24 protein-coding genes are annotated in these 25,432 nt (G+C 66.6%); 13 read left to right on the top strand and 11 right to left on the bottom strand.

What is annotated here, in order from left to right; translation table 11 throughout:
- Positions 1–58: 58 nt before the first annotated feature.
- On the top strand, positions 59–787 hold the full coding sequence (gene mtgA / locus EWH21_RS22530) for a monofunctional biosynthetic peptidoglycan transglycosylase (RefSeq protein WP_179555059.1): 729 nt from the start codon (positions 59–61) through the stop codon (positions 785–787).
- Positions 788–793: 6 nt separating this feature from the next.
- On the opposite strand, the gene EWH21_RS22535 is transcribed toward mtgA, so the two are convergent.
- The 5 genes from EWH21_RS22535 to ftsY form a co-directional block, all read right to left on the bottom strand.
- A complete protein-coding gene (locus EWH21_RS22535) occupies positions 794–1,402 on the bottom strand; it encodes a hypothetical protein (RefSeq protein WP_277699371.1) in 609 nt (202 codons plus the stop codon).
- Between the two features lie 61 nt (positions 1,403–1,463).
- On the bottom strand, positions 1,464–2,318 hold the full coding sequence (gene rpoH / locus EWH21_RS22540; RefSeq protein ID WP_037056445.1) for an RNA polymerase sigma factor RpoH: 855 nt from the start codon (positions 2,316–2,318) through the stop codon (positions 1,464–1,466).
- Positions 2,319–2,461: 143 nt separating this feature from the next.
- A complete protein-coding gene (ftsX, locus tag EWH21_RS22545; RefSeq protein WP_134676418.1) occupies positions 2,462–3,478 on the bottom strand; it encodes a permease-like cell division protein FtsX in 1,017 nt (338 codons plus the stop codon).
- Positions 3,478–4,146: a cell division ATP-binding protein FtsE gene (ftsE, locus tag EWH21_RS22550; RefSeq protein WP_037056449.1), complete on the bottom strand. Its 669-nt coding sequence runs from the start codon at positions 4,144–4,146 to the stop codon at positions 3,478–3,480. Before ftsE ends, ftsX begins: the two co-directional genes overlap by 1 nt.
- Positions 4,143–5,585 (bottom strand): signal recognition particle-docking protein FtsY, encoded by a 1,443-nt coding sequence (gene ftsY, locus EWH21_RS22555; RefSeq protein WP_277699372.1) that lies wholly within the window; start codon positions 5,583–5,585, stop codon positions 4,143–4,145. Before ftsY ends, ftsE begins: the two co-directional genes overlap by 4 nt.
- Positions 5,586–5,727: 142 nt before the next feature.
- Here ftsY and EWH21_RS22560 point away from each other — a divergent pair, with 142 nt between their 5' ends.
- The 4 genes from EWH21_RS22560 (at position 5,728) to EWH21_RS22575 (ending at position 10,281) form a co-directional block, all read left to right on the top strand.
- Positions 5,728–7,101 carry a pitrilysin family protein gene (locus EWH21_RS22560; RefSeq protein WP_037056455.1) on the top strand — a complete coding sequence of 458 codons (1,374 nt, stop codon included), beginning with the start codon at positions 5,728–5,730 and terminating at the stop codon, positions 7,099–7,101.
- Positions 7,091–8,551, top strand: a complete 1,461-nt coding sequence (locus tag EWH21_RS22565) for a pitrilysin family protein (protein ID WP_277699373.1) — start codon at positions 7,091–7,093, stop codon at positions 8,549–8,551. Before EWH21_RS22560 ends, EWH21_RS22565 begins: the two co-directional genes overlap by 11 nt.
- Positions 8,551–9,156: a 16S rRNA (guanine(966)-N(2))-methyltransferase RsmD gene (gene rsmD / locus EWH21_RS22570; protein ID WP_134676414.1), complete on the top strand. Its 606-nt coding sequence runs from the start codon at positions 8,551–8,553 to the stop codon at positions 9,154–9,156. Before EWH21_RS22565 ends, rsmD begins: the two co-directional genes overlap by 1 nt.
- A 144-nt stretch (positions 9,157–9,300) precedes the next feature.
- The gene (locus EWH21_RS22575; protein ID WP_277699374.1) at positions 9,301–10,281 is read left to right on the top strand and encodes a hydrolase; all 981 of its coding nucleotides are present in this window, start codon (positions 9,301–9,303) and stop codon (positions 10,279–10,281) included.
- 73 nt (positions 10,282–10,354) lie between these two features.
- On the opposite strand, the gene EWH21_RS22580 is transcribed toward EWH21_RS22575, so the two are convergent.
- Entirely contained in the window at positions 10,355–11,014 is a 660-nt protein-coding gene (locus EWH21_RS22580; protein WP_037056465.1) for a TetR/AcrR family transcriptional regulator, read from the bottom strand.
- 226 nt (positions 11,015–11,240) lie between these two features.
- Between EWH21_RS22580 and EWH21_RS22585 the strand changes: the two genes are divergently transcribed.
- The 6 genes from EWH21_RS22585 (at position 11,241) to ggt (ending at position 17,871) form a co-directional block, all read left to right on the top strand.
- Complete coding sequence (locus EWH21_RS22585) at positions 11,241–12,671, top strand: coniferyl aldehyde dehydrogenase (RefSeq protein WP_277699375.1); 1,431 nt, start codon at positions 11,241–11,243, stop codon at positions 12,669–12,671.
- A 42-nt stretch (positions 12,672–12,713) separates the two neighbouring features.
- Complete coding sequence (locus EWH21_RS22590; protein ID WP_277699376.1) at positions 12,714–13,259, top strand: twin-arginine translocation pathway signal protein; 546 nt, start codon at positions 12,714–12,716, stop codon at positions 13,257–13,259.
- Positions 13,260–13,433: 174 nt separating this feature from the next.
- Complete coding sequence (locus EWH21_RS22595; RefSeq protein ID WP_277699377.1) at positions 13,434–15,032, top strand: GMC family oxidoreductase; 1,599 nt, start codon at positions 13,434–13,436, stop codon at positions 15,030–15,032.
- Positions 15,033–15,137: 105 nt separating this feature from the next.
- Positions 15,138–15,620, top strand: a complete 483-nt coding sequence (gene coaD / locus EWH21_RS22600; protein ID WP_037056471.1) for a pantetheine-phosphate adenylyltransferase — start codon at positions 15,138–15,140, stop codon at positions 15,618–15,620.
- Positions 15,621–15,836: 216 nt separating this feature from the next.
- Positions 15,837–16,088 (top strand): YfhL family 4Fe-4S dicluster ferredoxin, encoded by a 252-nt coding sequence (locus EWH21_RS22605; RefSeq protein WP_004373873.1) that lies wholly within the window; start codon positions 15,837–15,839, stop codon positions 16,086–16,088.
- Positions 16,089–16,200: 112 nt separating this feature from the next.
- Positions 16,201–17,871, top strand: coding sequence for a gamma-glutamyltransferase (gene ggt / locus EWH21_RS22610; RefSeq protein WP_277699378.1), 1,671 nt, complete (start codon positions 16,201–16,203; stop codon positions 17,869–17,871).
- Between the two features lie 55 nt (positions 17,872–17,926).
- Here the strand turns inward: ggt and EWH21_RS22615 are convergent, their stop codons facing one another.
- The 5 genes from EWH21_RS22615 to EWH21_RS22635 all read right to left on the bottom strand — a co-directional run bounded on the left by EWH21_RS22615 (position 17,927) and on the right by EWH21_RS22635 (position 22,653).
- A complete protein-coding gene (locus tag EWH21_RS22615) occupies positions 17,927–19,759 on the bottom strand; it encodes a Na/Pi symporter (RefSeq protein ID WP_277699379.1) in 1,833 nt (610 codons plus the stop codon).
- Between the two features lie 94 nt (positions 19,760–19,853).
- Complete coding sequence (locus tag EWH21_RS22620) at positions 19,854–20,192, bottom strand: hypothetical protein (RefSeq protein WP_037056474.1); 339 nt, start codon at positions 20,190–20,192, stop codon at positions 19,854–19,856.
- Between the two features lie 76 nt (positions 20,193–20,268).
- Positions 20,269–20,847: a lysophospholipid acyltransferase family protein gene (locus EWH21_RS22625; protein ID WP_277699380.1), complete on the bottom strand. Its 579-nt coding sequence runs from the start codon at positions 20,845–20,847 to the stop codon at positions 20,269–20,271.
- A 74-nt stretch (positions 20,848–20,921) separates the two neighbouring features.
- Positions 20,922–21,734, bottom strand: a complete 813-nt coding sequence (mutM, locus tag EWH21_RS22630) for a bifunctional DNA-formamidopyrimidine glycosylase/DNA-(apurinic or apyrimidinic site) lyase (RefSeq protein WP_277699381.1) — start codon at positions 21,732–21,734, stop codon at positions 20,922–20,924.
- Positions 21,735–21,840: 106 nt separating this feature from the next.
- On the bottom strand, positions 21,841–22,653 hold the full coding sequence (locus EWH21_RS22635) for an HDOD domain-containing protein (RefSeq protein ID WP_167494334.1): 813 nt from the start codon (positions 22,651–22,653) through the stop codon (positions 21,841–21,843).
- A 189-nt stretch (positions 22,654–22,842) separates the two neighbouring features.
- Between EWH21_RS22635 and EWH21_RS22640 the strand changes: the two genes are divergently transcribed.
- A complete protein-coding gene (locus EWH21_RS22640; protein WP_277699382.1) occupies positions 22,843–24,042 on the top strand; it encodes a class I SAM-dependent rRNA methyltransferase in 1,200 nt (399 codons plus the stop codon).
- A gap of 268 nt (positions 24,043–24,310) precedes the next feature.
- On the top strand, positions 24,311–25,429 hold the full coding sequence (locus EWH21_RS22645; protein WP_047591973.1) for an ABC transporter ATP-binding protein: 1,119 nt from the start codon (positions 24,311–24,313) through the stop codon (positions 25,427–25,429).
- Positions 25,430–25,432: the final 3 nt, after the last annotated feature.

Genomic DNA, 25,432 nt, shown 5'->3' on the forward strand with positions numbered 1-25,432 from the left:
AATCGCTCCAGGCGATTTTTTGTTTTAATAGCGGCTGATTTCATAACTGCGAAGCCTCATGCTCCGAGCACTGACCCGCCGCCTGCTGAAACTCCTGCTCTGGCTGATCCTGGCCAGCGTGCTGCTGGTGCTCGCCCTGCGCTGGGTGCCGCCACCCGGCACGGCCCTGATGATCGAACGCAAGATCGAGTCCTGGGGCAGCGAGCAGCCCCTCGAACTCAAGCGCCAGTGGCGACCCTGGAACGAGCTGCCGGACAGCCTGAAGATGGCGGTGATCGCTGCGGAAGACCAGAAGTTCGCCAACCACTGGGGCTTCGATCTCGGCGCCATCCAGGCCGCCCTGCAGCACAACCAGAATGGCGGCTCGTTGCGCGGCGCCAGCACGCTGAGTCAGCAGGTGGCGAAGAATCTGTTCCTCTGGTCCGGCCGCAGCTGGCTGCGCAAGGGCCTGGAAGCCTGGTTCACCGCGCTGATCGAGCTGCTCTGGTCGAAAGAGCGCATTCTCGAGGTGTACCTCAACAGCGTGGAATGGGGTGACGGCGTCTTCGGCGCCGAGGCCGCCGCGCAACAGCACTTCGGCGTCGGCGCGCCCTACCTGAATCGCCAGCAGGCCAGCCAACTGGCCGCCGTGCTGCCCAACCCGCTGCGCTGGAGCGCGGGCCGCCCGGATGGCTACATCCTGCGTCGCTCCGCCTGGATCCGCCAGCAGATGAACCAGCTGGGGGGCGGCCACTACCTCAACCAGCTCAAGCCCAGATATCCGGACTGGTGGCCAGGCTGGCTGTAAGGCGCCCTAGCGGCTGCGAAAGGCCTTGCGCGGCAGCGCATGCAGCAGCGCGATGTCGTCACCACGCAGGTGCACCGTCAGCCCCCACTGCGGGTAGACCCAGGCTTGTCCCTCTGCCAGCTCCAGGCTGAGACGCGGCTGCCCCAGGCTGGCAGCCAGACGTTGGCTGGCCAGTGACGCCGGGGCGCTAAGGTTCAGACTGGCGATGGAGAAACGCGCCATCTGCTCGACGAGCACAGCGGGCAATACCTGCTCGGCGTCGCCCGGGCGCAACCCTTGCGCCGCCATCAGGCTGTCACGCTGGTTGTCGCTCAAGGCCAGCACGGCCTGCAGCGACCATTCACCCTCCTCTCCCTGAAGCCGGGCACGGTAGCTCAGGCGCGCACCATCCAGGCGCGGTTCCAGCCACAGCTCGCCGGGGGCCAGACGCTGCAGATCCGCCAGTTGCAGATGATCGTCCGCCAGAGGCTGCAGGAGCGCGTCGCGCCAGGTCTGCAGGTTGGCAACCGGCTGGACCTCGGTGCTGCGCATCAGCCAGGCGCCCCAGGCGAAGAACAGCATGGCCACGACAATGAACAGGAGCCCGTGCTGTGCTCTCAGGGGTGGCTTGTTCACACGATGGCTCCAGGCAGAAAAAAGCCGCACCCAGGTGCGGCTTCTCGTTGGCTCGACAGGCTCAGGCGGCGATACAGCCCTTGAGCTTGTTCATGGCGTTCTTCTCCAGCTGGCGAATACGCTCGGCCGACACATTGTACTTGGCGGCCAGGTCATGCAGCGTCGCCTTCTCCTCGGCCAGCCAGCGCTGGTAGAGAATGTCGCGGCTGCGCTCGTCCAGGCTTTCCAGCGCTTCGTGCAGGTTGCTGCTGGAGCTATCGCTCCAGTCGGCGTCCTCGAGCTGGCGGGCCGGGTCGTAGCGATGGTCTTCCAGATAGTGCGCGGGCGACTGGTAGGCGCTGTCGTCGTCGGCATCGGCGGCCGGATCGAAGGCCATGTCCTGACCGGTCAGGCGGCTTTCCATCTCGCGCACTTCGTGCGGCTCGACGCCCAGGCTCTCGGCCACGGCGGTCACTTCATCGTTGTTCAGCCAGGCCAGACGCTTCTTCTGGCTGCGCAGGTTGAAGAACAGCTTGCGTTGGGCCTTGGTGGTGGCCACTTTGACGATGCGCCAGTTCTTCAGGATGAACTCGTGGATTTCCGCACGGATCCAGTGCACAGCGAAGGACACCAGGCGCACGCCCATTTCCGGGTTGAAGCGCTTGACCGCCTTCATCAGGCCGACGTTGCCCTCCTGGATCAGGTCGGCCTGGGCCAGACCGTAGCCGGAGTAGCTGCGCGCGATGTGCACCACGAAACGCAGGTGGGCCAGCACCATCTGGCGGGCGGCCTCGAGATCCTGCTGGTAGTAGAGATTTTCGGCCAGTTCACGCTCCTGCTCGGGCGTCAGCAGCGGAATGCTGTTGACCGCATGCACGTATGCTTCCAGGTTGGCGCCTGGAACCAGAGCATGAACAGGTTGCAAGGAAGTGGACATTCGAATCCTCCGATTCACGAAACTCGTGCAGTGTAGCACTGCGCTATCTGATGCAGGGCCTGTGGATAAGTTCCCTGACAGATAGTCAATATCAACCAAAACAATGACTTGTCAGCTGGCGTTCAGCTTGCCGGGCAAGCCCATCAACGCGGCGCCAGCTCGTTCAGATGCCGCGCTACCGCCAGCCAGGCGCCAATATAGCCCAACAGCACGGCGCCCAGCAGCAGCGAAAAGCCGTCGCCCGAAGGTACGCCACCCAGCGCGAAATCGCTACCGTAAAGGCCGGCCAAACGTACTACAGCATCATTCAGCCAATCCAGCCCGAAGGCCAGCAGCAGCCAGGCGAAGACACCGGCACCGAAACCGTACAGCGCGCCCATGTAGAGGAAGGGGCGACGCACGTAACCGTCGGTGCCGCCGACCAGCTTGATCACTTCGATCTCCGCGCGGCGGTTCTCGATGTGCAGGCGGATGGTGTTGCCGATCACCAACAGCAGCGCCAGGATCAGCAGCACGCTGAGACCGAAGACGAAGCGGTCGCCCAGTTTGAGAATCGCGGTCAGGCGTTCGACCCAGACCAGGTCCAGCTGCGCCTGTTCCACCTTGGGCAGTTCGGCCAAACGCTGGCGCAAGGCTTCCAGCTTGGCCTTGTCGACCTCCTTGGGCGTGACCAGCACCACACCCGGCAACGGGTTCTCCGGCAGCTCCTTGAGCGCCTGACCGAGGCCGGAAAGCTGCTGGAACTCTTCCAGCGCCTGCTCACGACTGATCCACTCGACGTCGGCGACATCGTCCATCGCCTTGATCTGCTCGCGCAGCGCCTCGCCTTCACGCTCACTGGCGGACAGCTCGAGGAACAAGGAAATCTGCGCCGCACGCTGCCAGGAGCCGCCGAGTTTCTCGACGTTGTCCAGCAGCAGCGACAGGCCCATGGGCATGCTCAGCGCCACGGCCATCACCAGGCAGGTGAAGAAGCTGCCGATGGGCTGGCGCGCCAGACGGCGCAGGCTGTCGACGATGCTGGCGCGGTGGCTTTCCAGCCAGGCGTGGAACAGGGTACGGAAATCCGGCTCGTCCGCCGGACGGGCCGCCACCTTGTTGCGCGGCGCCGCGCCGACGCGTTCGGCCGGTTGCGGCGTGGGCATCTTCGACGCGCTCATCAGGCTGCCTCCCCATCGCCGATCAGGCGGCCACGTTGCAGGGTGAGCATGCGCTGGCGCATGCGCGCGATCAGCGCCAGGTCGTGGCTGGCGATCAGCACCGTGGTGCCCAGCTGATTGATGTCTTCGAACACGCCCATGATCTCGGCGGCCAGGCGCGGGTCGAGGTTACCGGTGGGTTCGTCCGCCAGCAGCAGTGCCGGGCGATGGACGATGGCGCGGGCGATGCCGACGCGCTGCTGCTGACCGGTGGACAGGTCACCCGGAGCCTGGGCGGCCTTGTCGCTGAGGCTGACCCGCTCCAGCGCCGAACCGACGCGCCTGGCGATGTCGGGCTTGGACAGGCCGAGAATCTGCAGCGGCAGGGCGACGTTGTCGTACACCGTGCGGTCGAACAGCAGCTGGTGGTTCTGGAACACCACGCCGATCTGGCGGCGCAGGAAGGGAATCTGCGCGTTGGTGATGGTCGACAGGTCCTGCCCGGCCAGCAGCAGCTTGCCGCTGGTGGGTCGCTCCATCGCCAGCAGCAGGCGCAGCAGCGTGCTCTTGCCGGCGCCGGAGTGGCCGGTGACGAAGAGAAACTCGCCGGGGCGAACGCGGAAGGTCAGTTCGTGCAGCCCGACATGGCCATTGGGATAACGCTTGGCGACCTGCTCGAATCGGATCATCCGCGTTCACGCTCCTCGAAGAGTGCCTGGACGAAGTCCTGAGCCTGGAACGGGCGCAGGTCGTCGATGCCTTCACCCACGCCGATGTAGCGGATCGGCAGGCCGAACTGCTTGGCCAGGGCGAAGATGACCCCGCCCTTGGCGGTGCCGTCGAGCTTGGTCAACGCCAGACCGGTGAGGTTCACCGTCTGATTGAACTGCTTGGCCTGGCTGATGGCGTTCTGTCCGGTGCCGGCGTCGAGCACCAGCAGCACTTCGTGCGGCGCCGTGTCGTCCAGCTTGCCGATCACCCGACGGACCTTCTTCAGCTCTTCCATCAGGTTGTCCTTGGTGTGCAGGCGCCCGGCGGTGTCGGCGATCAGCACGTCGACGCCACGCGACTTGGCCGCCTGGACCGCGTCGAAGATCACCGAAGCCGAGTCGGCGCCGGTGTGCTGGGCGATCACCGCGATGTTGTTGCGCTCACCCCAGACCTGCAGCTGCTCCACGGCAGCGGCGCGGAAGGTATCGCCAGCGGCGAGCATGACTTTCTTGCCGTCGAGCTGCAGCTTCTTGGCCAGCTTGCCGATGGTGGTGGTCTTGCCGACGCCGTTCACGCCGACCACGAGGATCACGTAGGGCTGCTTGGCACTGTCGATCTGCAGCGGCTGCTCGACCGGCTTGAGCAGGGTCACCAGCTCTTCCTGCAGCGCCTTGTACAGCGCGCCGCTGTCGGCCAGCTCCTTGCGCGCCACGCGCTTGGTCAGGTTGCCGATGATCGCGGTGGTCGCCTCGACGCCGACATCAGCGGTGAGCAGGCGGGTTTCCAGGTCGTCGAGCAGGTCGTCGTCGATGGCCTTCTTGCCAAGGAACAGGCTGGCCATGCCCTCGCCCAGGCTGGCGCTGGTCTTGGACAGGCCCTGCTTGAGGCGGGCGAAGAAGCCCGGCTTGTCCTGGGTGGCAGCAACCGGCGCGGCGGGTGCCTGCACTTCCGCGGCAGCCGGTTCGGCGACTGCGACCGGCTCGGGCACTACTGCGATGGCCGGGCTCGGCGTGGGCTCGGCGACCGGGACAACAGCCGGGCTCGGCGCCGCCTCGACAACCGGGGCAAGTGCCGGAGCAGGGCTCGGCACCACCGGCGTGGCGTCGACGACAGGCGCCGGGGCCTCGGGCTGCGGCTGCGGCTGCGGCTGCGGCTGCGGCTGCGGCTGCGGCTGCGGCTGCGGCTGCGGCTCGGGGAGTGTGTCGAGGCGCGGCGCAGGCGTCTCCTGCACCTCGGCAGCAGGCGCATTCGCGGCCTCGTCAGCCACGCCCGGCACGGACTCGGGCGCCGACTCAGGCGTCGACGCGGCGGGCTTCTTGCGCCACCAGCTGAACAGGGATTTCTTTTCTTCGGTCACAGGCGGGTTCTGCGCGCCGGCATCGGCCGGCGACTTCTTGTCGTCATTGGAACCAAACATGGGTCGCTTGCATCTCAAGGGAGCGTTCGCTCACAGGCTGCAAAGCCTTGCTGCGCCGCCCCGGAAAAGGATGGGGTATCCTAGCACCTCTTCGCCCGCTGGCGGTACGACCGCCCAGGCTATCCGACAGGTCAGACTCTCGATGAATGCCATTGCCCGCCGCTCCCTCGGCCTGCTGTTCGGCGCCCTTTGCGCGCCAATGGTGGCCTTCGCCTCACCCGCTCAACCCACCCACGAATTCAGTCTCGACAATGGCCTCAAGGTCATCGTGCGCGAAGACCACCGCGCCCCCGTGGTGGTCTCCCAGCTCTGGTACAAGGTCGGTTCCAGCTACGAGACACCCGGCTCCACCGGCCTGTCCCATGCCCTGGAGCACATGATGTTCAAGGGCAGCGCCAAGCTCGGCCCGGGCGAGGCCTCGCAGGTGCTGCGCGACCTGGGGGCGGAAGAGAACGCCTTCACCAGCGACGACTACACCGCCTACTACCAGGTCCTGGCCAGCGACCGTCTGGGCGTGGCGCTGGAGCTGGAGGCCGACCGTCTGGCCAGCCTGCAGCTGCCGGCCAACGAGTTCGACAAGGAAATCGAGGTGATCAAGGAGGAACGCCGCCTGCGCACCGACGACCGTCCCTCGTCCAAGGCCTTCGAGCTGTTCAAGGCCATGGCCTACCCGGCCAGCGGCTACAGCATCCCCACCATCGGCTGGATGGCCGACCTGGAGCGCATGCACATCGACGAACTGCGCGCCTGGTACCGCCAGTGGTACGCGCCGAACAACGCCACCCTGGTGGTGGTCGGCGACGTCAGCGTCGATCAGGTGAAGAGCCTGGCCCAGCGCTACTTCGCCGCCATCCCGCGCCGCGAGGTGCCCAAGGCCAAGCTGCCGCTGGAGCTGCAGGCCGCCGGTGAACGACGCACCACGCTCTACCTCAAGACCCAGCTGCCGAACCTGATGATGGGCTTCAACGTGCCCAGCCTGGCCACCACCGCGACGCCGCGCCAGGTCTACGCCCTGCGCCTGGCGGCGGCCCTGCTCGACGGCGGCTACAGCGCGCGCCTGTCCACGCGCCTGGAACGTGGCGAGGAACTCGTCTCCGGCGCCAGCGCCTGGTACAACGCCTTCACCCGTGGCGACAGCCTGTTCGTCCTCACGGCCACGCCCAACGTGCAGAAAGGCAAGACCCTGGAACAGGCCGAAGCGGGCCTGTGGCGCGAGCTGGAAGCCCTGAAGAAGACGCCGCCATCCGCCGCCGAGCTGGCCCGGGTGCGCGCCCAGGTCATTGCCGGCCTGGTCTATGAGCGCGACTCGATCACCAGCCAGGCCACCAGCATCGGCCAGCTGGAGACCGTCGGCCTGTCCTGGAAGCTGATCGACCAGGAACTGGCCGAGCTGGAAGCCGTGACCCCGGCCGACATCCAGCAGGCTGCCCGCACCTTCTTCGTCCGCGACCGCCTGAGCGTCGCCCACGTCCTGCCCGAAGCGTCCCGTAACCAGGAGTCCCGTCATGAAGACTGAGCACCGCCGTCTGGGTCTCCTCGGCCTGGCCCTGTCCACCGCCCTGGCACTGGGCGCCTGCAGCGTCGTCGGCACGCCAGCAGCCACCGGCGAAGGCGCCAAGCTGCAATCACTGGCGGCCCTCGACAACCAGGCACCGACCCGGCGCACGCTGGACATCCAGACCTGGAACACCGCACAAGGCGCCAAGGTGCTGTTCGTCGAAGCCCATGAGCTGCCGATGTTCGACCTGCGCCTGACCTTCGCCGCTGGCAGCAGCCAGGATGGTGACGTGCCGGGCCTGGCGGCCCTGACCAATGCCATGCTCAACGAGGGCGTGCCAGGCAAGGACGTCGGCGCCATCGCCGCCGGTTTCGAGGGCCTCGGCGCCGACTTCGGCAACGGCTCCTACCGCGACATGGCCGTGGCCAGCCTGCGCAGCCTCAGCGCCCGCGAGCAGCGCGAGCCGGCCCTGGCGCTGTTCAGCCAGGTGCTGGGCAAGCCGACCTTCCCGGCCGACTCGCTGGCGCGCATCAAGAACCAGCTGCTCGCCGGCTTCGAGTACCAGAAGCAGAACCCCGGCAAGCTGGCCAGCCTGGAACTGTTCGAGCACCTGTACGGCAAGCATCCCTATGCACACCCGAGCGATGGCACGCCGCAGTCGATCCCGGCGATCACCCGCCAGCAGCTGCAGGCCTTCCACGCCCGCGCATACACCCCTGGCAACGCGGTGATCGCCCTGGTCGGCGACCTGTCGCGCAGCGAGGCCGAGGCCATCGCCAGGCAGGTCTCCGCCGCCCTGCCGCAGGGTCCGGCGCTGGCCGCGATCGCCCAGCCGCAAACGCCCAAGCCCGGCAGCAGCCACATCGAGTACCCGTCCAACCAGACGCACCTGATGCTGGCCCAGCTCGGCATCGACCGCCGCGATCCGGACTACGCCGCCCTGTACCTGGGCAACCAGATCTTCGGCGGCGGTGGCTTCGGCACCCGCCTGATGAGCGAAGTGCGCGAGAAACGCGGCCTGACCTACGGCGTCTATTCCGGCTTCAGCGCCATGCAGGCGCGCGGGCCGTTCATGATCAACCTGCAGACCCGCGCCGAACTCAGCGAGGGCACCCTGGCGCTGGTCAAACAGCTGCTCACCGACTACCTGCGCGAGGGCCCGACCCAGCAGGAACTGGACAACGCCAAGCGCGAGCTGGCCGGCAGCTTCCCGCTGTCCACCGCGAGCAACGCCGATATCGTCGGGCAACTGGCCTCGATGGGCTTCTATGACCTGCCGCTGAGCTACCTGGACGACTTCATGCGTGACGTGCAGGGCCTGACCACCGAGCAGGTGAAGGCCGCGATGGCCAGGCACCTCGACCCCGCCGCGCTGGTGGTGGTCACTGCCGGCCCGACCGTAGCGCAGAAGGAACTGCCGCCGCCCACCGAGCGCCCCAGCGAGCTGCCCAGCACGGTGCCGCACTGATGCGCGGCCGTACCCCGCAGAAGGCGCCCGGCAAGGCCCATGGCGGCCAGGGCCAGTTGCGCATCATCGGTGGCGAGTGGCGCTCGCGGCGCTTCGCCTTTCCCGACGGGCCGGGCCTGCGCCCGACCCCGGACCGGGTGCGCGAGACCCTGTTCAACTGGCTGGCACCCCATGTCGAGGGCGCCCACGTGCTCGACCCCTTCGCCGGCAGCGGCGCCCTGCTGCTCGAAGCGCTGTCGCGTGGCGCCGCCAGCGGCCTGGCCTGCGATCTCAACCCGGCGTCGGTGAACGCCCTGCGCGGACACCTGGCGACCCTGCAGTGCAGCGCCGGCGAGATCCAGCTGGGCGACGCCCTGCAGCTGCTGGCGCGCCCGGCCCCGCGATGCTTCGACATCGTCCTGCTCGACCCGCCGTTCCACAAGGACCTGCTGCAAGCTGCCTGCACGCTGCTGGAAACGCAGGGCTGGCTGGCCGCTGACGCCTGGATCTATACCGAAAGCGAAACGGCGCCCTCGACCCTGGGCCTGCCCGGCAACTGGCGCCTGCACCGCGAGAAACACACCGGCCAGGTGCACTATGCGCTGTGGCAACGCAGCGCACAGTGACCTGCCTGGGGTGAGTGCTGGCGAGGCAAGCGCCATCCACCCGACCAGGCCACGCTGAACGCCATGTAGGGTGGATGTCGCCTTTTACATCCACCAACACGGCGGTATATGGGTAAAAACACCATCCCCCGACAGGACAGTTCCATGACGCCCTTCCAGCCCGCCTGGTGGCTCCCCGGCCCGCACCTGCAGACGCTGTGGAACCCCTTCTGCCGCAAGCCGCCGCAATTGCAGCGCCGGCGTGAGCGTCTGTGGCTGGACGACGGCGACTTCCTCGACCTCGACTGGCATGGCCCGCACGACGCCCACGCGCCGCTGGTACTGGTGCTGCACGGCCTGACCGGTAGCTCCGACTCGCTGTACGTGCTGGGCCTGCAGCAGACCTTGGCTGCACGCGGCTGGGCCAGCGTGGCGCTGAACTGGCGCGGCTGCTCAGGCGAACCCAACCTGCTGCCACGCGGCTACCATTCCGGGGCCAGCGAGGACATGGCCGCGACCGTGGCCCACCTGCGTGCGCAACGGCCGATGGCAGCGCTGTATGCGGTCGGCTACTCGCTGGGTGGCAACGTGCTGCTCAAGTACCTGGGGGAAAGCGGCGCGCAGAGCCAGTTGCGCGGCGCCGTGGCGGTGTCCGTGCCGTTTCGCCTGGACCAGTGCGCGGACCGCATCGGCCTGGGTTTCTCGCGGGTATACCAGGCGCACTTCATGCGCGAGATGGTCGCCTACGTGAACGACAAGCAGCGCCTGTTCGCCGAGCAGGGCCAGGGCGAGCGCCTGTCGGTACTGGAACGGCTGGGACCGCTGGACGGCATGCGCACCTTCTGGGACTTCGACGGTCGCATCACCGCGCCGCTGCATGGCTTCGCCGACGCCCACGACTACTACCGCCGCGCGTCGAGCCGTTTCTACCTCGGCGCGATCCGCACCCCTGCCCTGCTGATCCAGGCGGCGGACGACCCTTTCATCTTCCGCCACAGCCTGCCCGAAGCCAGCGAGCTGGCACCCGGCACCGAGTTCGAACTGCACGCCAGGGGCGGCCATGTCGGCTTCGTCGAAGGCAGCCCGCGCAAGCCGGTGTATTACCTGGAGCGGCGTATCCCACAGTGGCTGGCGAGCCTCGAATGATCGCGACCGACGCCGTTCCTGCGCGGCATGCGCTGACGTAGCCCCTCCTGCCGAGACCGGAGACGAGAGGCAATCAGCCCAGCACCTGCTCCAGCGGCACATGCAGACGACCGTACAGCGCCTCGACCGCCTCGCGTGCCGAGGGCGCTATGTAGCCGCCTTCCAGCGCCAGCACCTGATAGATGCCACGGCGCAGCATGTCCTGACTGAGGTTGTCCGGGTTGGCGCCGGCGGTGCAGAGAAAGCGCACCCAGGAGGTCATGATGATCCAGCTGTTGAGTGTCAGCGCCTCGATCTGCGCCGGGGTCATCAGCAGGATGCCGGCGTCGACGAACCCCTGGTAGATGGACTGCGCGCCAACCAGGCAACGCCGGGCGAAGGCGCGGTAGCGCTCGGCCAGCTCGGCGTCGGACTCCAGCAGGTGCTCCAGGTCGCGATGCAGGAAGCGGTAGTGCCACATCGCCGCCAGCAGCGCCTCCAGATAGAAGGTCTTGTCGTCCACCGTCAGCGCGCGCTGCTCGGGCAGGCGCAGAAAGCTGTCGACCTGGGCTTCGTACTGGGCGAACAGCTCGGCGATGATCACCTGCTTGTTGCGGAAGTGGTAATACAGATTGCCCGGCGAAATCCCCAGGTGCGCGGCGATGTGGTTGGTGGTGACATTGCGCTCGCCCTGGCTGTTGAACAGGGCCAGGCTCTCGGCAACGATGCGATCGCGGGTCTTGGGTGGCGCCATCTCGCAGCTCGGTCTCGACGTCGAAAAGAGGCAAAGGTACAGGCAGAAACCGGCGAAGTGTTACCCCCGGTGCAACCGGCAGGCTTTCGCTGACCTTTGGTTAGGGTGCAGCGGACAGCGTCGCGCGGCATCCTATTTGACACATTAGAGTAATTGCTCTAAAAATCCAGTTCAGTCGAATCGGAGCGTGCAACCACGCCCAGCTGGAACGTCGAGGAGAATCCCCATGGTCGCCGACATCGCCTACCTGCAGCACAGCCAACAGCAGATCAACCAGCTGGACAGCACCTTCGCCCTGCAACGCTCTGCCTTCGGCGCCAACCCCATGCCGTCAGCCGAGCAGCGCATCCAGTGGCTCAAGGCCCTGCGCGAGCTGCTGGTCCAGCAGCAGGACGCCCTGGTCGCGGCGATCTCCGAAGACTTCAGCAACCGCTCCGCTGACGAGACCCTGCTCGCCGAGCTGATGCCGAGCCTGCATGGCATCGACTACGCGACCCGACGCATCCGCAAGTGGATGAAGCCGTCGCGCCGCAGCGTCGGCATGCAGTTCTTGCCGGCCTCGGCCAAGGTCATCTACCAGCCACTGGGCGTGGCCGGCATCATCGTGCCGTGGAACTACCCGCTGTTCCTGGCCATCGGCCCGTTGACCGCCGCCCTGGCCGCCGGCAACCGGGTGATGATCAAGATGAGCGAGTCCACCCCGGCCACCTCGCAACTGATCAAGGACCTGCTGGAGCGCATCTTCCCCGAGGACCTGGTCAGCGTCGCCCTGGGCGAGGCCGAGGTGGGCGTGGCCTTCTCCAGGTTGCCGTTCGACCACCTGCTGTTCACCGGCGCCACCAGCATCGGCAAGCACGTGATGCGTGCTGCCGCGGAAAACCTCACCCCGGTGACTCTGGAACTGGGCGGCAAGTCGCCGGCCATCGTATCGGCCGAGGTGCCGCTGGCGGACGCCGCCGAGCGCATTGCCTTCGGCAAGACCCTCAACGCCGGACAGACCTGCGTGGCCCCGGACTATGTGCTGGTACCGCGTGACCGCGTCGAAGGCTTCGTCAGCGCCTACCGCGAGGTGGTGCAGCGCTTCTACCCGCAACTGCAGGACAACCCGGACTACACGGCGATCATCAACGAGCGCCAGCTGGCACGCCTCAACGGCTACCTGCAGGACGCCGAGGCCAAGGGCGCACGCATCGTCCCGCTCTACCCCGAAGCCCAGGGCCGGCGCCTGCCGCAGAGCCTGGTACTGGACGTCAACGACGAGATGAAGCTGATGCAGGACGAGATCTTCGGCCCGCTGCTGCCGGTGGTGCCATACGACCGCCTGGAAGATGCCTTCGCCTACGTCAACGCGCGGCCGCGCCCGTTGGCGCTGTACTACTTCGGCTACGACAAGCACGAGCAGCAGCGCGTGCTGCACGAAACCCATTCCGGTGGCGTGTGCCTGAACGACACCCTGCTGCACGTGGCCCAGGACGACATGCCGTTCGGTGGCATCGGCCCGTCGGGCATGGGCCACTACCACGGCCACGAAGGGTTCCTGACGTTCAGCAAGGCCAAGGGGGTGTTCATCAAGCAGCGCTTCAACGCGGCACGCCTGATCTACCCGCCCTATGGCAAGTCGATCCAGAAGCTGGTCTACAAACTGTTCGTGCGCTGATCAACGCGGGCCTGGCCCGCTCTACGCCTGGTGATAACAACAATGAACGACACCACTCCAGATGCGCCGCAGCTGTCGCGGCGCAGCCTGCTCAAAGTCGGCCTGATGGGTACGGCGCTGCTCGGCACGGCCGGACTCACCGCCACGCTCAGTGGTTGCTCGGCCGGCACGCCGGCTAGCGGCTACCTGATCCTGCGCAGCAGCGACCTGCCGTTTTTCAGGGCGCTGATCCCGGTCATGCTCGACGGCGCCGTCGCCAGCGAACGCATGCCGCAGGCCGTCGAGGGCACCTTGCGCAGCATCGACAACGGCCTGGCGCACTTCTCCCCGGAAATGCGGAAGCTCACCGTGCAGCTGTTCGACGTGCTGGCACTGACCATCACCCGCGGCCCGCTGACCGGGATCTGGGGCAGTTGGGAGAACGCCAGTGCCGACGATGTGCGGCACTTCCTCGATCGCTGGCAGAACAGCAGCCTGAGCCTGTTGCGCATGGGCCATGCCTCGCTGCTGCAACTGGTGATGATGGCCTGGTATGGCCGGCCGGAGTCCTGGGCGCACTGCGGCTATCCCGGCCCGCCCACCGTCTGAATTCAGCCAACCGCCATTATCAGAATGATGCCTCTGGAACCGCAGCGAGCGATTCGAGTGCAAGGAAGGCTCGCAGCACGTGACGAGGCCGTACAGAAGTACGCCGAGTCACGGGCGAGGACCTGACGCCGCACGCGGACCGCACAGCAGGTTTCAGTGGCCCGAGGAAAAACGATGCCCGTACCCGATTTGTTCAAGCAAGGCCTGGCCAAAGGCTGGAAAACCCATGACGGTTCGCGTCTGGAAAACGACCTGACGCTGGAGGCGGATGTCGCCATCGTCGGCAGCGGTGCCGGCGGCGGGACCACGGCGGAGATCCTCAGCGCCGCCGGCTACAAGGTGCTGCTGATCGAAGAAGGCCCGCTGAAGACCAGCGATGACTTCAAGATGCAGGAAGCCGAGGCCTACCCGACGCTCTATCAGGAAGGCATCGGTCGCATGAGCAAGGACTGCGCCATCACCATCCTGCAAGGCCGCGCCGTCGGGGGCACCACGCTGATCAACTGGACCAGCAGTTTCCGCACGCCCGCGCAGACCCTGGCGCACTGGGCCGAAGCCCATGGCGTGCAAGGCCATGACGTCGAGTCGATGGCGCCCTGGTTCGAGAAGATGGAGCAGCGCCTGGGGGTAGCACCCTGGGTGGTACCGCCGAATGCCAACAACGAGGTGATCCGCACCGGTTGCGACAAGCTTGGCTATCACTGGGCGGTGATCCCGCGCAACGTGCGCGGCTGCTGGAACCTCGGCTATTGCGGCATGGGCTGCCCGACCAACGCCAAGCAGTCGATGCTGGTCACCACCATCCCCGCCACTCTCGAGGCAGGCGGCGAGCTGCTCTACCTGGCCCGCGCCGACAAACTGGTGATCGAAGGCGATCAGGTGGTCGGCCTCGACTGCCTGGGCATGGACGAGCGCTGCGTGGCGCCCAACGGCAAGCGCATCCGCGTCAAGGCACGGCACTACGTGCTGGCCGGCGGCGGCATCAACACCCCCGGCATCCTGCTGCGTTCCGCAGCGCCGGACCCGCACCAGCGCATCGGCCGTCGTACCTACCTGCACCTGGTGAACTTCTCCGCCGCGCAGTTCGAGCAGGTGATCAACCCCTTCTACGGCGCGCCCCAGTCGCTCTATTCCGATCACTTCCAGTGGGACGACGGCACCACCGGGCGCCTGTCCTACAAATTGGAAGTGCCGCCGCTGCAACCGGCGCTGACCAGCACCCTGCTCGGCGAATTCGGCCGCGAGAATGCCCTGCGCATGGAGCAGTTGCCCTACACCAACGTGATGCTCGCCCTGCTGCGTGACGGCTTCCACCCGGACAGCGCCGAAGGACGCGTGGAACTGCGCGGCGACGGCAGCCCGGTGCTCGACTACCAGATGACCGACTACACCTGGGACGGTGTGCGCCGGGCCTTCCTGACAATGGCCGAGATCCAGTTCGCCGCCGGCGCCAAGGCGGTGATGCCGACCCATGCCGATGCGCGCTTCGTCAGCACCTGGCGCGAGGCCCGGGAGATGATCGACAACCTCGACCTGGCGCTGTACCGCACGCGCCTGGGCAGCGCCCACGTGATGGGCGGCTGCGCCATGGGTGAAGACCCGCAGACGGCGGTGGTGGACAGCCTCGGCCGGCACCACCAGCTGGCCAACCTGTCAGTCCATGACGGCTCGCTGTTCCCCACCAGCATCGGTGCCAACCCGCAGCTGTCGATCTACGGGCTCACGGCGAAACTGGCGACGCTCCTGGCCGAGCGCCTGAAAAGCCCGAGCTAGACGCACCGCCCCTGAGTCAGGAACAGACGGCGCATCCCTGCGGCTTGGCCGCCGGGATGCGCTGCGCTACCATCCGACTCCTTTTCGACCCGCCAGGACGTCCCGATGAATCGAGTGTTATACCCCGGCACCTTCGACCCCATCACCAAGGGCCACGGTGATCTGGTCGAACGCGCTGCGCGCCTGTTCGATCACGTCATCATCGCCGTCGCCGCCAGCCCCAAGAAGAACCCGCTGTTCCCGCTGGAACAACGCGTGGAGCTGGCCCGCGAGGTCACCAGGCACCTGCCCAACGTCGAAGTCGTGGGCTTCTCCAGCCTGCTTGCGCACTTCGTCAAGGAACAGGGCGCCAACGTGTTCCTGCGCGGCCTGCGCGCCGTGTCGGACTTCGAGTATGAGTTCCAGCTGGCCAACATGAACCGGCAACTGGCTCCGGATGTCGAGAGCCTGTTCCTGACCCCGTCGGAAAAGTACTCCTTCATCTCCTCGACCCTGGTCCGCGAGATCGCCGCGCTCGGTGGCGACATCAGCAAGTTCGTCCATCCGGCCGTCGCCGACGCCCTGAACGAGCGCTTCCGCAAGCAATAAGCACCGGCCGTTCACGCCTGTCGGATGCCCCTCTCCCATTCATGAGAGAGGGGCAAAGCGGCGCCACGATTCCCACCCCGCCCCTCCCCGTAAACGGGAGAGGCACGCAAAGCGCCCAACCGGCCGAGCTAATGGCACAAGACGCAGCGATCCGGCACAATTCGCCTCATCGTTGTCTGCCAGTGTCGCGGCGTCGCCTCGACAGGAGTTGTTTTCATGTCCCTGATCATCACCGACGACTGCATCAACTGCGACGTCTGCGAACCCGAGTGCCCCAACGGCGCCATTTCCCAGGGTGAGGAGATCTACGTGATCGATCCCAACCTGTGCACCGAGTGCGTCGGTCACTACGACGAACCCCAGTGCCAGCAGGTGTGCCCGGTCGACTGCATCCCGCTCGACGAGAACAACGTCGAGAGCAAGGATGAGCTGATGCAGAAGTACCGCATCATCACCGGCAAGGCCTGATCCCTCCTCCCCGCCCGGGAGGCGACAGGCCGTCCGTGGCGGCTGCGCATCGCCCATCGCCAGGCCAGGGCTGCTAAGCTTGCAGCCTCCTTCAGCCGCCCCGGTAGATCGCATGTTGCGCAACCTCCTGCTATCGACCCTGCTGCTCGGCGCCAGCCTGCTGGCCCAGGCAGCACCGCACCAGCCCGCCATCGCCACCGCTCACCCGGCCGCCACCGCGGCCGCCAAGCAGATACTCGACGCCGGCGGCAACGCCTTCGATGCTGCCGTCGCCGCCAGCGCTGCGCTGGCCGTGGTAGAGCCCTACGGCTCCGGCCTGGGCGGCGGCGGCTTCTTCCTCCTGCGCACTGCAGGCGACACGCCCCGCTACGACTTCATCGACGCACGCGAACGGGCGCCGCTGGAGGCCAAGGCGGACCTCTACGTGCGTGACGGCAAGGTGCAGCGCGAGCTGTCGCTCAATGGCGCACTGGCCGCCGCCATTCCCGGCTTGCCGGCCGCCCTGGTGGAGCTGGCCGAGCATCACGGGCGCCTGCCGCTGAAAACCAGCCTGGCACCGGCCATTCGCCTGGCCAGGGAAGGCTTTGCCGTGGACCGCGTCTACCGCGAACGGGCCACCTGGCGCCTGGCCGCGCTGCGTGACGATGCGGAAAGCGCGAAGCTGTTCCTCGACCAGGGCGACGTGCCCGCCGAAGGCCAGCTGCTGCGCCAGGCGGACCTGGCCGTCACCCTGCAGGCCCTGGCCGATCACGGCCGCGCTGGTTTCTACCAGGGCCCGATTGCCGAGCGCCTCGCCGCGGGCGTACGCCAGGCCGGCGGTATCTGGACGCTCGACGACCTGCGCGAGTACCGCGTGGCGCGCCGCGAGCCGCTGCGCTTCCGCCTCGAGGACGGCCACGAGCTGATCAGCGCGCCGCCCCCCTCGGCAGGCGGCGTGGCGCTGGCCCAGAGCCTGGCGATACTCCAGCAACTGCCCTGGCAGGAGGCCGAACCGGTGCAGCGCGTGCACTACGTGGTCGAGGCCCTGCGCCGCGCTTACCGTGATCGCGCCCTGCTGGGCGACCCGGATTTCGTCAAGAACCCGCTGCAGGAGATGCTCTCGCCCGGCCACCTCGCCGTGCTGGCCGGCAGCATCGACCCTGAGCAGGCCACACCGAGCTCCGCCCTGCCACCGGCCGGCACCTGGCATGAAGGCGACCACACCACGCACTTCGCCGTACTCGACGCCCAGGGCAACTCGGTTGCCGCCACCCTGTCGGTCAACCTGCCGTTCGGTGCCGCCTTCACCGTGCCCGGCACGGGTGTGTTGCTCAACGATGAAATGGACGATTTCGCCGCCGACGTGCAGGGCTCGAATGCCTATGGCCTGGCCGGCAGCGAGGTCAACGCGATCGCCGGCGGCAAGCGCCCACTGTCCTCGATGAGCCCGAGCTTCCTCGAAAGCAACGACGAATTCACCGCCTTCGGCACCCCCGGCGGCAGCCGCATCCCCAGCATGGTGCTGCTGTCGATGCTGGAGTACCTGGACGATCAGCCCATCGAGCGCTGGCCGGCCGTGGCCCGCTACCACCATCAGTTCCTGCCCGATGTGATCGAGCACGAGCCGGACACCTTCAGCGCCGAGCAGATCGCCGAGCTGCAGAAGCGCGGCTACCAGCTCAAGCGCCTGGACCGGCAGTACGGCAACCAGCAGGTGCTGTTCTGGAACAAGGTGAGTGGCGCCGTCCAGGCGGCCAGCGACCCTCGCGGGATCGGTGAGGCGCTGGTGCCGGCGAGCGAGTAGCGCAGGCGCCAGCGCGTGAAGCCCCTCCCACGGAGCCCGTGCGAGGGGCGGGCCGCTACGAGAGCTTGATCAGGCTTTCCTGCTCGTCGCCGAACTGGCGCAGCTCGCGGAACAGCGCCTGCTCGCTGCCAAGCATGAGCACGTTGCGCAGGCTCTGGAAGATGCGGCTGGCATAGCCCAGGTCGTTCATCAGCGAGCTGGTCTGCAGGCCATCCAGGCGTCCGCTGCGCACATCGGCGAACAGCCGCTGGCGGAAGCCCGCATCGAAACCCGCCGCCTGCTCGTCGAGCCAGCGCAGGCGTGACTGCCAGACATCCTCGGGCAGATCGCTGCGCGCCAGTTCGCGCACCTCATGCAGGGTCGTCAGCAGGTGGCGCCGCAGTTCCACGTAGGCATCGCGCACCGCCGATGGCGGCGCATCGAGGTGGTGCCCCAGGTTCTTCTGCAGGTGCTTGGCATCCTTGACCGCATCCACCAGTTGCAACGCGGCCAGCTGACAGCTCACCCAGAACTGCTGGTGCGCCTCGTCCATCGGCAGTTCCATGCGCCCCATGAAGCTCAGCAGGTCGCCGTAAACGCCCTTGATATGAAACTGGTAGAGGTGCTCGGCATCGAAGCCGGCGTGCGAGGGTTTGGCCTGCAGCAGCTGCTCGTCGGCCCGCGAGCGCGCCAGCTGGTCCACGGGCAGGTAGAGGGCGTGGCAGATCACCTCCAGGCTCAGGCGCCCGAGGTGCCCCAGCTCCTGCACCACGGCCCCGGAAGCGGCCTCGACCGAGTCCAGTGCGCGCTCGCTGAGGTAGCGGGCCTGAGTGCGCTGGGGCTCGACGACCTGCTCGGGCAGCAGCTCGGTGATCAGTACCTGAGGCTCGGCGCGCTCCGGCAACCAGCGAATCAGGACGCGCGCCAGGCGCTCCTGCAATGGCCAGAACAGGGCGACGCCCATGGCGTTGAAGAGGGTGTGGAACATCGCCAGCTGGATCAGGCTGTTGTCGCCCAGCCCCAGCGGTTCGGCCAGGGCGTGCACCAGCCAGGTCAACGGCCCGAGCAGACAGAAGGCCAACGTCCCGGTGGTGATGTTGAACAGCACATGGGCCAGGGCCAGGCGCTGGCCGCTGCGGTTGCCGCCCAGGGAGCCGACGAACGCCGTGGTCACGCTGCTGCCGACGTTCGAGCCGATGGCGATGGCCAGGCTCTGCCCCAGTTCCAGCTGACCACTGGCCAGGGCCGCCAGCGTCAGCATCAGGGTCGCATGGCTAGACTGCAGTACCACGGTGATGGCCATGCCGATGGCCGTGAACAGCAGTGCGCCTGCCAGCCCGCCCGCCTGCATGCCGGTCATGTCCAGGTCACCGAAACTGGCGAAGCCGTCCTTGATCTGGTCGATACCGAGGAAGATGAAGGCAATGCCCAGCACGATGCGCCCTGCCGCCTTGCTCCGGGTGCCGAAGAAACCGGCCAGCACGCCGAAGACCAGCAGCGGCAGCGCCAGGGGACTGAGGCTGAGGTTCTGCCCGGCCAGCGCCAGCAGCCAGATGCCGCTGGTGGCGCCCAGGTTGGCGCCGAACAGGATGGCGATGCCGCCGGCCAGCTGGATCAGCCCGGTGCTGATGAAGGCGATGGTGAGCAGCGACACCAGGGTGCTGGACTGCAGCAGCAGCGTGCCACCGATGCCGAACAGCAGGCTCTTGAAGGACGTGGAGGTACTGCGCGCGAGGATCTGCTCCAGCTTGCTGCCGGCCAGTTGGCGCAGGCCCTCCTCCAGGCACTGCATGCCGAACAGGAACACCGCCAGGCCGGCGCACAACTGCAACCAACCCTGGCTGAACCAGAACGAGGCGATCAAGCCCACGACCAGCAGACACAGCATCACCCAGCGCAGGTACTTCATCGGCACCGTTCCATCCTTTTAGCGGTGTACAAACGCAAACGGCCCCTCGCCTCGAAACCGAGGCGAGGGGCCGTGTACAGGAGCCTACAGCGGATCAGTCCTGCTTGTAGCCACTGCTGGTGCAGCCGAGGCAGCGTACGAACGCCTCTTTGCCCGGCTCGACCACCAGGGATTGTGCGGCTTCACCGACGTTGCCGCCCAGTGCGGTGAACGGCAGGCTGACGATGAAGGCCGCAGCGCCGATGGCGGTCGCGCCGATCAGCAGCGGGCGGGCGATGACCAGGTCACCGACCATGGCGTAGCCCTTCGGGGCTTCGACGGAGTAGATCGGGTCGCCGCTGGCGTTCTGCTGAACCACTTCCGCCTGTGCCGGCAGCGCCAGCAGGCCAGAGGTCAGCGCCAGGACAGCAGCGGTTGTGCGGAACGCTTTCATGGATCGATCCTTCAGGTTTTTCGGGAAAGTGCCAGTAACTATAACAGCGCATTGGCAATTGTCAGCGTGACGGACGTCAATCGCCATGAAACGCGTACTCCGGCTTTTTCGGTACATAAGGCCGGAAGAACGCCAGCATAGCTGCCAGATCGGCCTTTTCGTCGCCGCTGGGCTGAAAGGTCGGGCCGATCACCACGCGGCGATGCTGGTAATCCAGCGCCGCCAGGACGATGGGTACGCCAGCCCCCTGGGCGATGTGGTAGAAGCCCATCTTCCAGCGTTCGACCTTCTTGCGCGTGCCCTCGGGCGAGAGCACCAGGATGAACTCGTCATGCTCGCGAAAGGCCTGTACGGCCTGCTCGACGGTGTTCAGCTGACGCTCGCGGCGGATGGCGATACCGCCCCAGGCGCGCATCAGGCCACCGAACGGCCAGCGAAAGATGCTGTGCTTGCCGAACCAGCGGGCGTTGAGGCGCAGCACGAATTTCAGTGCGATGAAGATCACGAAGTCCCAGTTGGACGTGTGGTGGGCACCGATGGCGACGAATTTGTCGAGTTTCGGCAGCGCCCCCTCGATACGCCAGCCCATGAGTTTCAGCACGCTGCGTCCCAGCCATTCGGCAGCCGGATTGGGCGGCAGGTAGTTAGCGGACATCGATCGACCTCTTGTTCTTATTCTGGGTATCAGGCTACCCGCCGCAGGCTATCCGGCGGGCCGCCGTCAGCGTCTCAGCGCTGACACTTGGGGCAGTACACGCTGGCGCGCTGGCCCAGTTTCACCTCGCGCAGGGTGCTGCCACAGACCTTGCAGAACTCGCCAGCGCGCCCGTAGGCGAACAGTTCCTGCTGGAAGTAGCCAGGCTGGCCGTCGCCGCCGACGAAGTCACGCAGGGTGGTGCCGCCACGCTCGATGGCGTGGGCGAGAATGCGCTTGATCTCCTCGGCCAGGCGCAGGTAGCGCGCCCGCGAGATCACCCCGGCCTCGCGCCGTGGATCGATACCGGCGGCGAACAGGGCCTCGGTGGCGTAGATGTTGCCCACCCCGACCACCACGGCGTTGTCCATGATGAAGGGCTTGACCGCCATGCTGCGCCCGCGAGAAAGCTGGAAAAGGCGCTCACCGTCGAACAGACCGCCCAGCGGTTCGGGGCCGAGCTTGCTGAGCAGCTCGTGGCGCAACGGGTCGTCGCTCCACAGCAGCGCGCCGAAACGACGCGGGTCGGTGTAACGCAGGGCCAGGCCCGACTCCAGCTCGATATCCACGTGCTCGTGCTTGGCCGCGACCAGGCCGCATTCGACCAGGCGCAAGCTGCCGGACATGCCCAGGTGGCTGATCAGGCTGCCGACTTCGGCCTTGATCAGCAGGTACTTGGCGCGCCGCTCGACGCACTCGATGCGCTGGCCGGACAGGCGCACGTCCAGGTCTTCGGGGATGGGCCAGCGCAGACGGCGCTCGCGCACGATGACGCGCGTGACGCGCTGGCCTTCGAGGTACGGCGCAATGCCGCGACGGGTGGTTTCGACTTCTGGCAGTTCGGGCATGGCAGCAGGACAGGACAACGGCGGTGCGCCACCTTAGCAGGAGCGACAGGCAGAACGGTAGCGCGCCACGGCGAGCGGCGCTGCCCGCCCGCCATGGGGCGCCTGGCTACATCACTGCCAGGTCGCGAATGCTCTCGCGCAGGTTCTCGAAGTCGTACTCGGACAGGCCCACGTATTCCAGGATTGGCTGCGAGATGTACTGCCACTCCAGGTCGACGGCCTGCCCGCCGAGCACACGGTGCGACTCGCAGATGTGCTCGGCCATCTTGAGGATGCCCAGCAGCGTCTTGAGCTGCGCATCGCGCGAGGATTCGTCGCTGAAGATCGACAGCGCGTTGTGGTGGTTGGCGATGACTTCGCAGAGGTGCTCCGGCAACCGCCAGGAGCGTGCGGTGAAGTAACCCACCACGGCATGGTTGGTGGTGAGCATGCGGTTCTCGGTATCCACCACCCGGCGTTCGTCGCTGGCACTGGCGTAGGCCTCCTCCAGCACTTCCATGTAGTTGGGGAAGCGCTTGAGCATCAGCGGGATGCCGCAATCGTGGAACAGACCCAGGCTGTAGGCCTCGTCGGGCGACTGGTAGCCGAGGCGCTTGGCCAGCGTCAGGCAGGTCATGGCCACGTCCTGGGCGCTGTCCCAGAAGCGGTTGAGCACCAGGATCGCCTCATCGGTCAGCTCGCCCTTGATCGATTGCGCGTTGATCAGGTTGATCACCGTGTTGCAACCGAGCAGGTTGACCGCCTGCTGGATCGAGGCGATGCGGTTGGACAGGCCGAAATGCGCCGAGTTGACGATCTTCAGCAGCGCACCGGACAGCCCCGGGTCCTGGCTGATCAGCTTGGCGATGGTGCGCAGATCGGGGTTGGGCATGATCTGCTCCATCTGCAGATCCACCATGATCTGCGGCTGCGGCGGCACACTGATGCCCTGCAGGGCTTGCTGGATCTGTTCGGCGGAGAGTTCGAAGGCCATGGCACGCACGTACGAAATGAGAAATACGCCACAGTTTAGCCAAAGCCCGACCCGGCCAGCAGCAGACTTTTGTAAACAGCGGGCGCAGGCGCAACCCGCTATAATTCCGCTCTTTTATCTGCGGAGCCCGAACTCATGCCCTCCCTGCCCAGCCTGCGCCTGAAAGCCAACGCCGATCGACGCCTGCGCGCCGGCCACCTGTGGGTCTACAGCAACGAGATCGACGTCGCCGCCACCCCGCTGCACGGCTTCGCCGCCGGCGACCAGGCCATCCTCGAAGCGGCCGGCGGCAAGCCGCTGGGCATCGTCGCGATGAGCCCGAACAACCTGATCTGCGCCCGCCTGCTGTCGCGCGACGTCAAGCACGTGCTGGACAAGTCGCTGCTGGTGCATCGCCTCAACGTCGCCCTGAGCCTGCGCGAGCGCCTGTTCGACAAGCCCTGCTACCGCCTGGTGTACGGCGACTCCGACCTGCTGCCGGGCCTGGTGGTCGACCGTTTCTTCGACATCCTCGTGGTGCAACTGGCCTCGGCGACCATGGAAGCGCACAAGGACGACGTCGTCGCCGCGCTGATCCAGGTACTCAAGCCCAGCGGCATCCTGTTCAAGAACGACTCCAGCGCGCGTGACGCCGAAGGCCTGCAGCGCTACGTCGAGACCGTCTACGGCGAGGTGCCGGAGTGGGTCGCGCTGGAAGAGAACGGGGTGAAGTTCGAAGCCCCGGTGATCGACGGGCAGAAAACCGGCTGGTTCTACGACCACCGCATGAACCGCGCGCGCCTGGCGCCCTACGTGAAGGGCAAGCGCGTGCTCGACCTGTTCAGCTACATCGGCGGCTGGGGCGTGCAGGCCGCCGCCTTCGGCGCCAGCGAAGTGTTCTGCGTCGACGCCTCGGGGTTCGCCCTCGACGGTGTCGAGCGCAACGCCGCACTCAACGGCGTGGGCGAGAACGTCACCTGCGTCGAGGGCGATGCCTTCGCCGCCCTGCGTGAACTGAAGGCCGCCGAAGAACGCTTCGACGTGGTGATCGCCGACCCGCCCGCCTTCATCAAGCGCAAGAAGGACATCAAGAACGGCGAGGCCGCCTATCGCCGCCTCAACGAAACGGCCATGCGCATGCTCAACAAGGACGGCATCCTGGTCAGCGCCAGCTGCTCGATGCACCTCGACGAAGACCACCTGCAGAACATCCTGCTGACCAGCGCACGCCACCTGGATCGCAATATCCAGCTGCTCGAGCGCGGCACCCAGGGGCCTGACCACCCGGTGCACCTGGCCATCGCCGAGACCCGCTACATCAAGAGCCTGACCGTTCGCCTGCTGCCCAACAGTTGAGCAACCTGCACCTGCCGAGTGCGTTTCGGCAGGTGCCCCCTCCTCGCCACGCTGTTACCTCTCCCCACACCTTCCTCGCGTGTTGCGCTGCCTGAGCTAGTCTTCAACCTGCATGGCAGAGCGCTAGCAGATGACCGTTCATCGGCTGGCTTGCTTATTGCTTTTGGTTATCGACATAACGATCGCCCCACACGACAGGGACGAATCGACTCAGGTGTTGGAGCCTCGGTCACGAGCTGGCTCCATATTGCGGGCAATGGGGAGGACTATGACTGCGCAAGCTGGGAACGAAGCGTTCCTGCGATTCACCAACGTCAAGAAGACCTACGATCACAAGACCCTGGTGGTCAAGGACTTCAACCTCAACGTGGCCAAGGGCGAGTTCATCACCCTGCTCGGCCCTTCCGGATCGGGCAAGACCACCTGCCTGATGATGCTCGCCGGTTTCGAAGACGTGACCAGCGGCGAGATCCTGATCAACGGCCGCAACGTCACCAGCATCGCGCCCTACGACCGCAACATCGGCATGGTCTTCCAGCAGTACGCGCTGTTCCCGCACATGACCATCCGCGAGAACCTCGCCTACCCGCTGAAGATCCGCAAGCTGCCCAAGGACGAGATTCGCGCCAAGGTCGAGCAGTACCTGGCCCTGGTCGAGCTGCAGGCCTTCGGCGGCCGCTATCCCGGCCAGCTCTCCGGCGGCCAGCGCCAGCGCGTGGCACTGGCCCGCGCGCTGATCTTCGCGCCGGACATCGTGCTGATGGACGAGCCGCTCGGCGCGCTGGACAAGAAGCTGCGCGAGCAGATGCAGTACGAGATCAAGCGCCTGCATGAGCAGCTCGGTTTCACCGTGATCTACGTGACCCACGACCAGACCGAAGCACTGACCATGAGCGACCGCATCGCCGTGTTCAACAACGGCGTGGTGCAGCAGTGCGCAGCCCCCCACGTGCTGTACGAGCGCCCGGCCAACCTGTTCGTCGCCGACTTCATCGGCGAGAGCAACAAACTGTCCGGGGTGATCGAGGCGGTCGCTGACGATCGCGTGCAGGTGCGCCTCGACGACGGCGGCCTGGTCAGCACGCTCAAGGCCAACTGCAGCGAGGTCGGCCAGGCCACCACGGTGTCCGTGCGCCCGGAGAAGCTCAGCTTCATCGACCGCCTCGGCGGCGGTGGCAACCAGGTCAAGGCGCGCTTCATCACCCGCCACTACGTCGGCGAATACATTCGCTACCACTTCGAGACCGCCAGCGGCAGCGAGCTGGTGGTGAAGAACCTGAACGACAGTTCAGCCCCGCAACTGAGCACTCAGGAAGAGGTCGCCCTGACCTGGCTGCCGGAAGACAGCCAGGCGCTGGATCGATCTGCAGTCCCCACCCACAACTAGTAG

Origin of the sequence: Pseudomonas sp. REST10 (genome assembly GCF_029542605.1) — a bacterium.
In the GTDB taxonomy this organism is placed as follows: domain Bacteria; phylum Pseudomonadota; class Gammaproteobacteria; order Pseudomonadales; family Pseudomonadaceae; genus Aquipseudomonas; species Aquipseudomonas khazarica.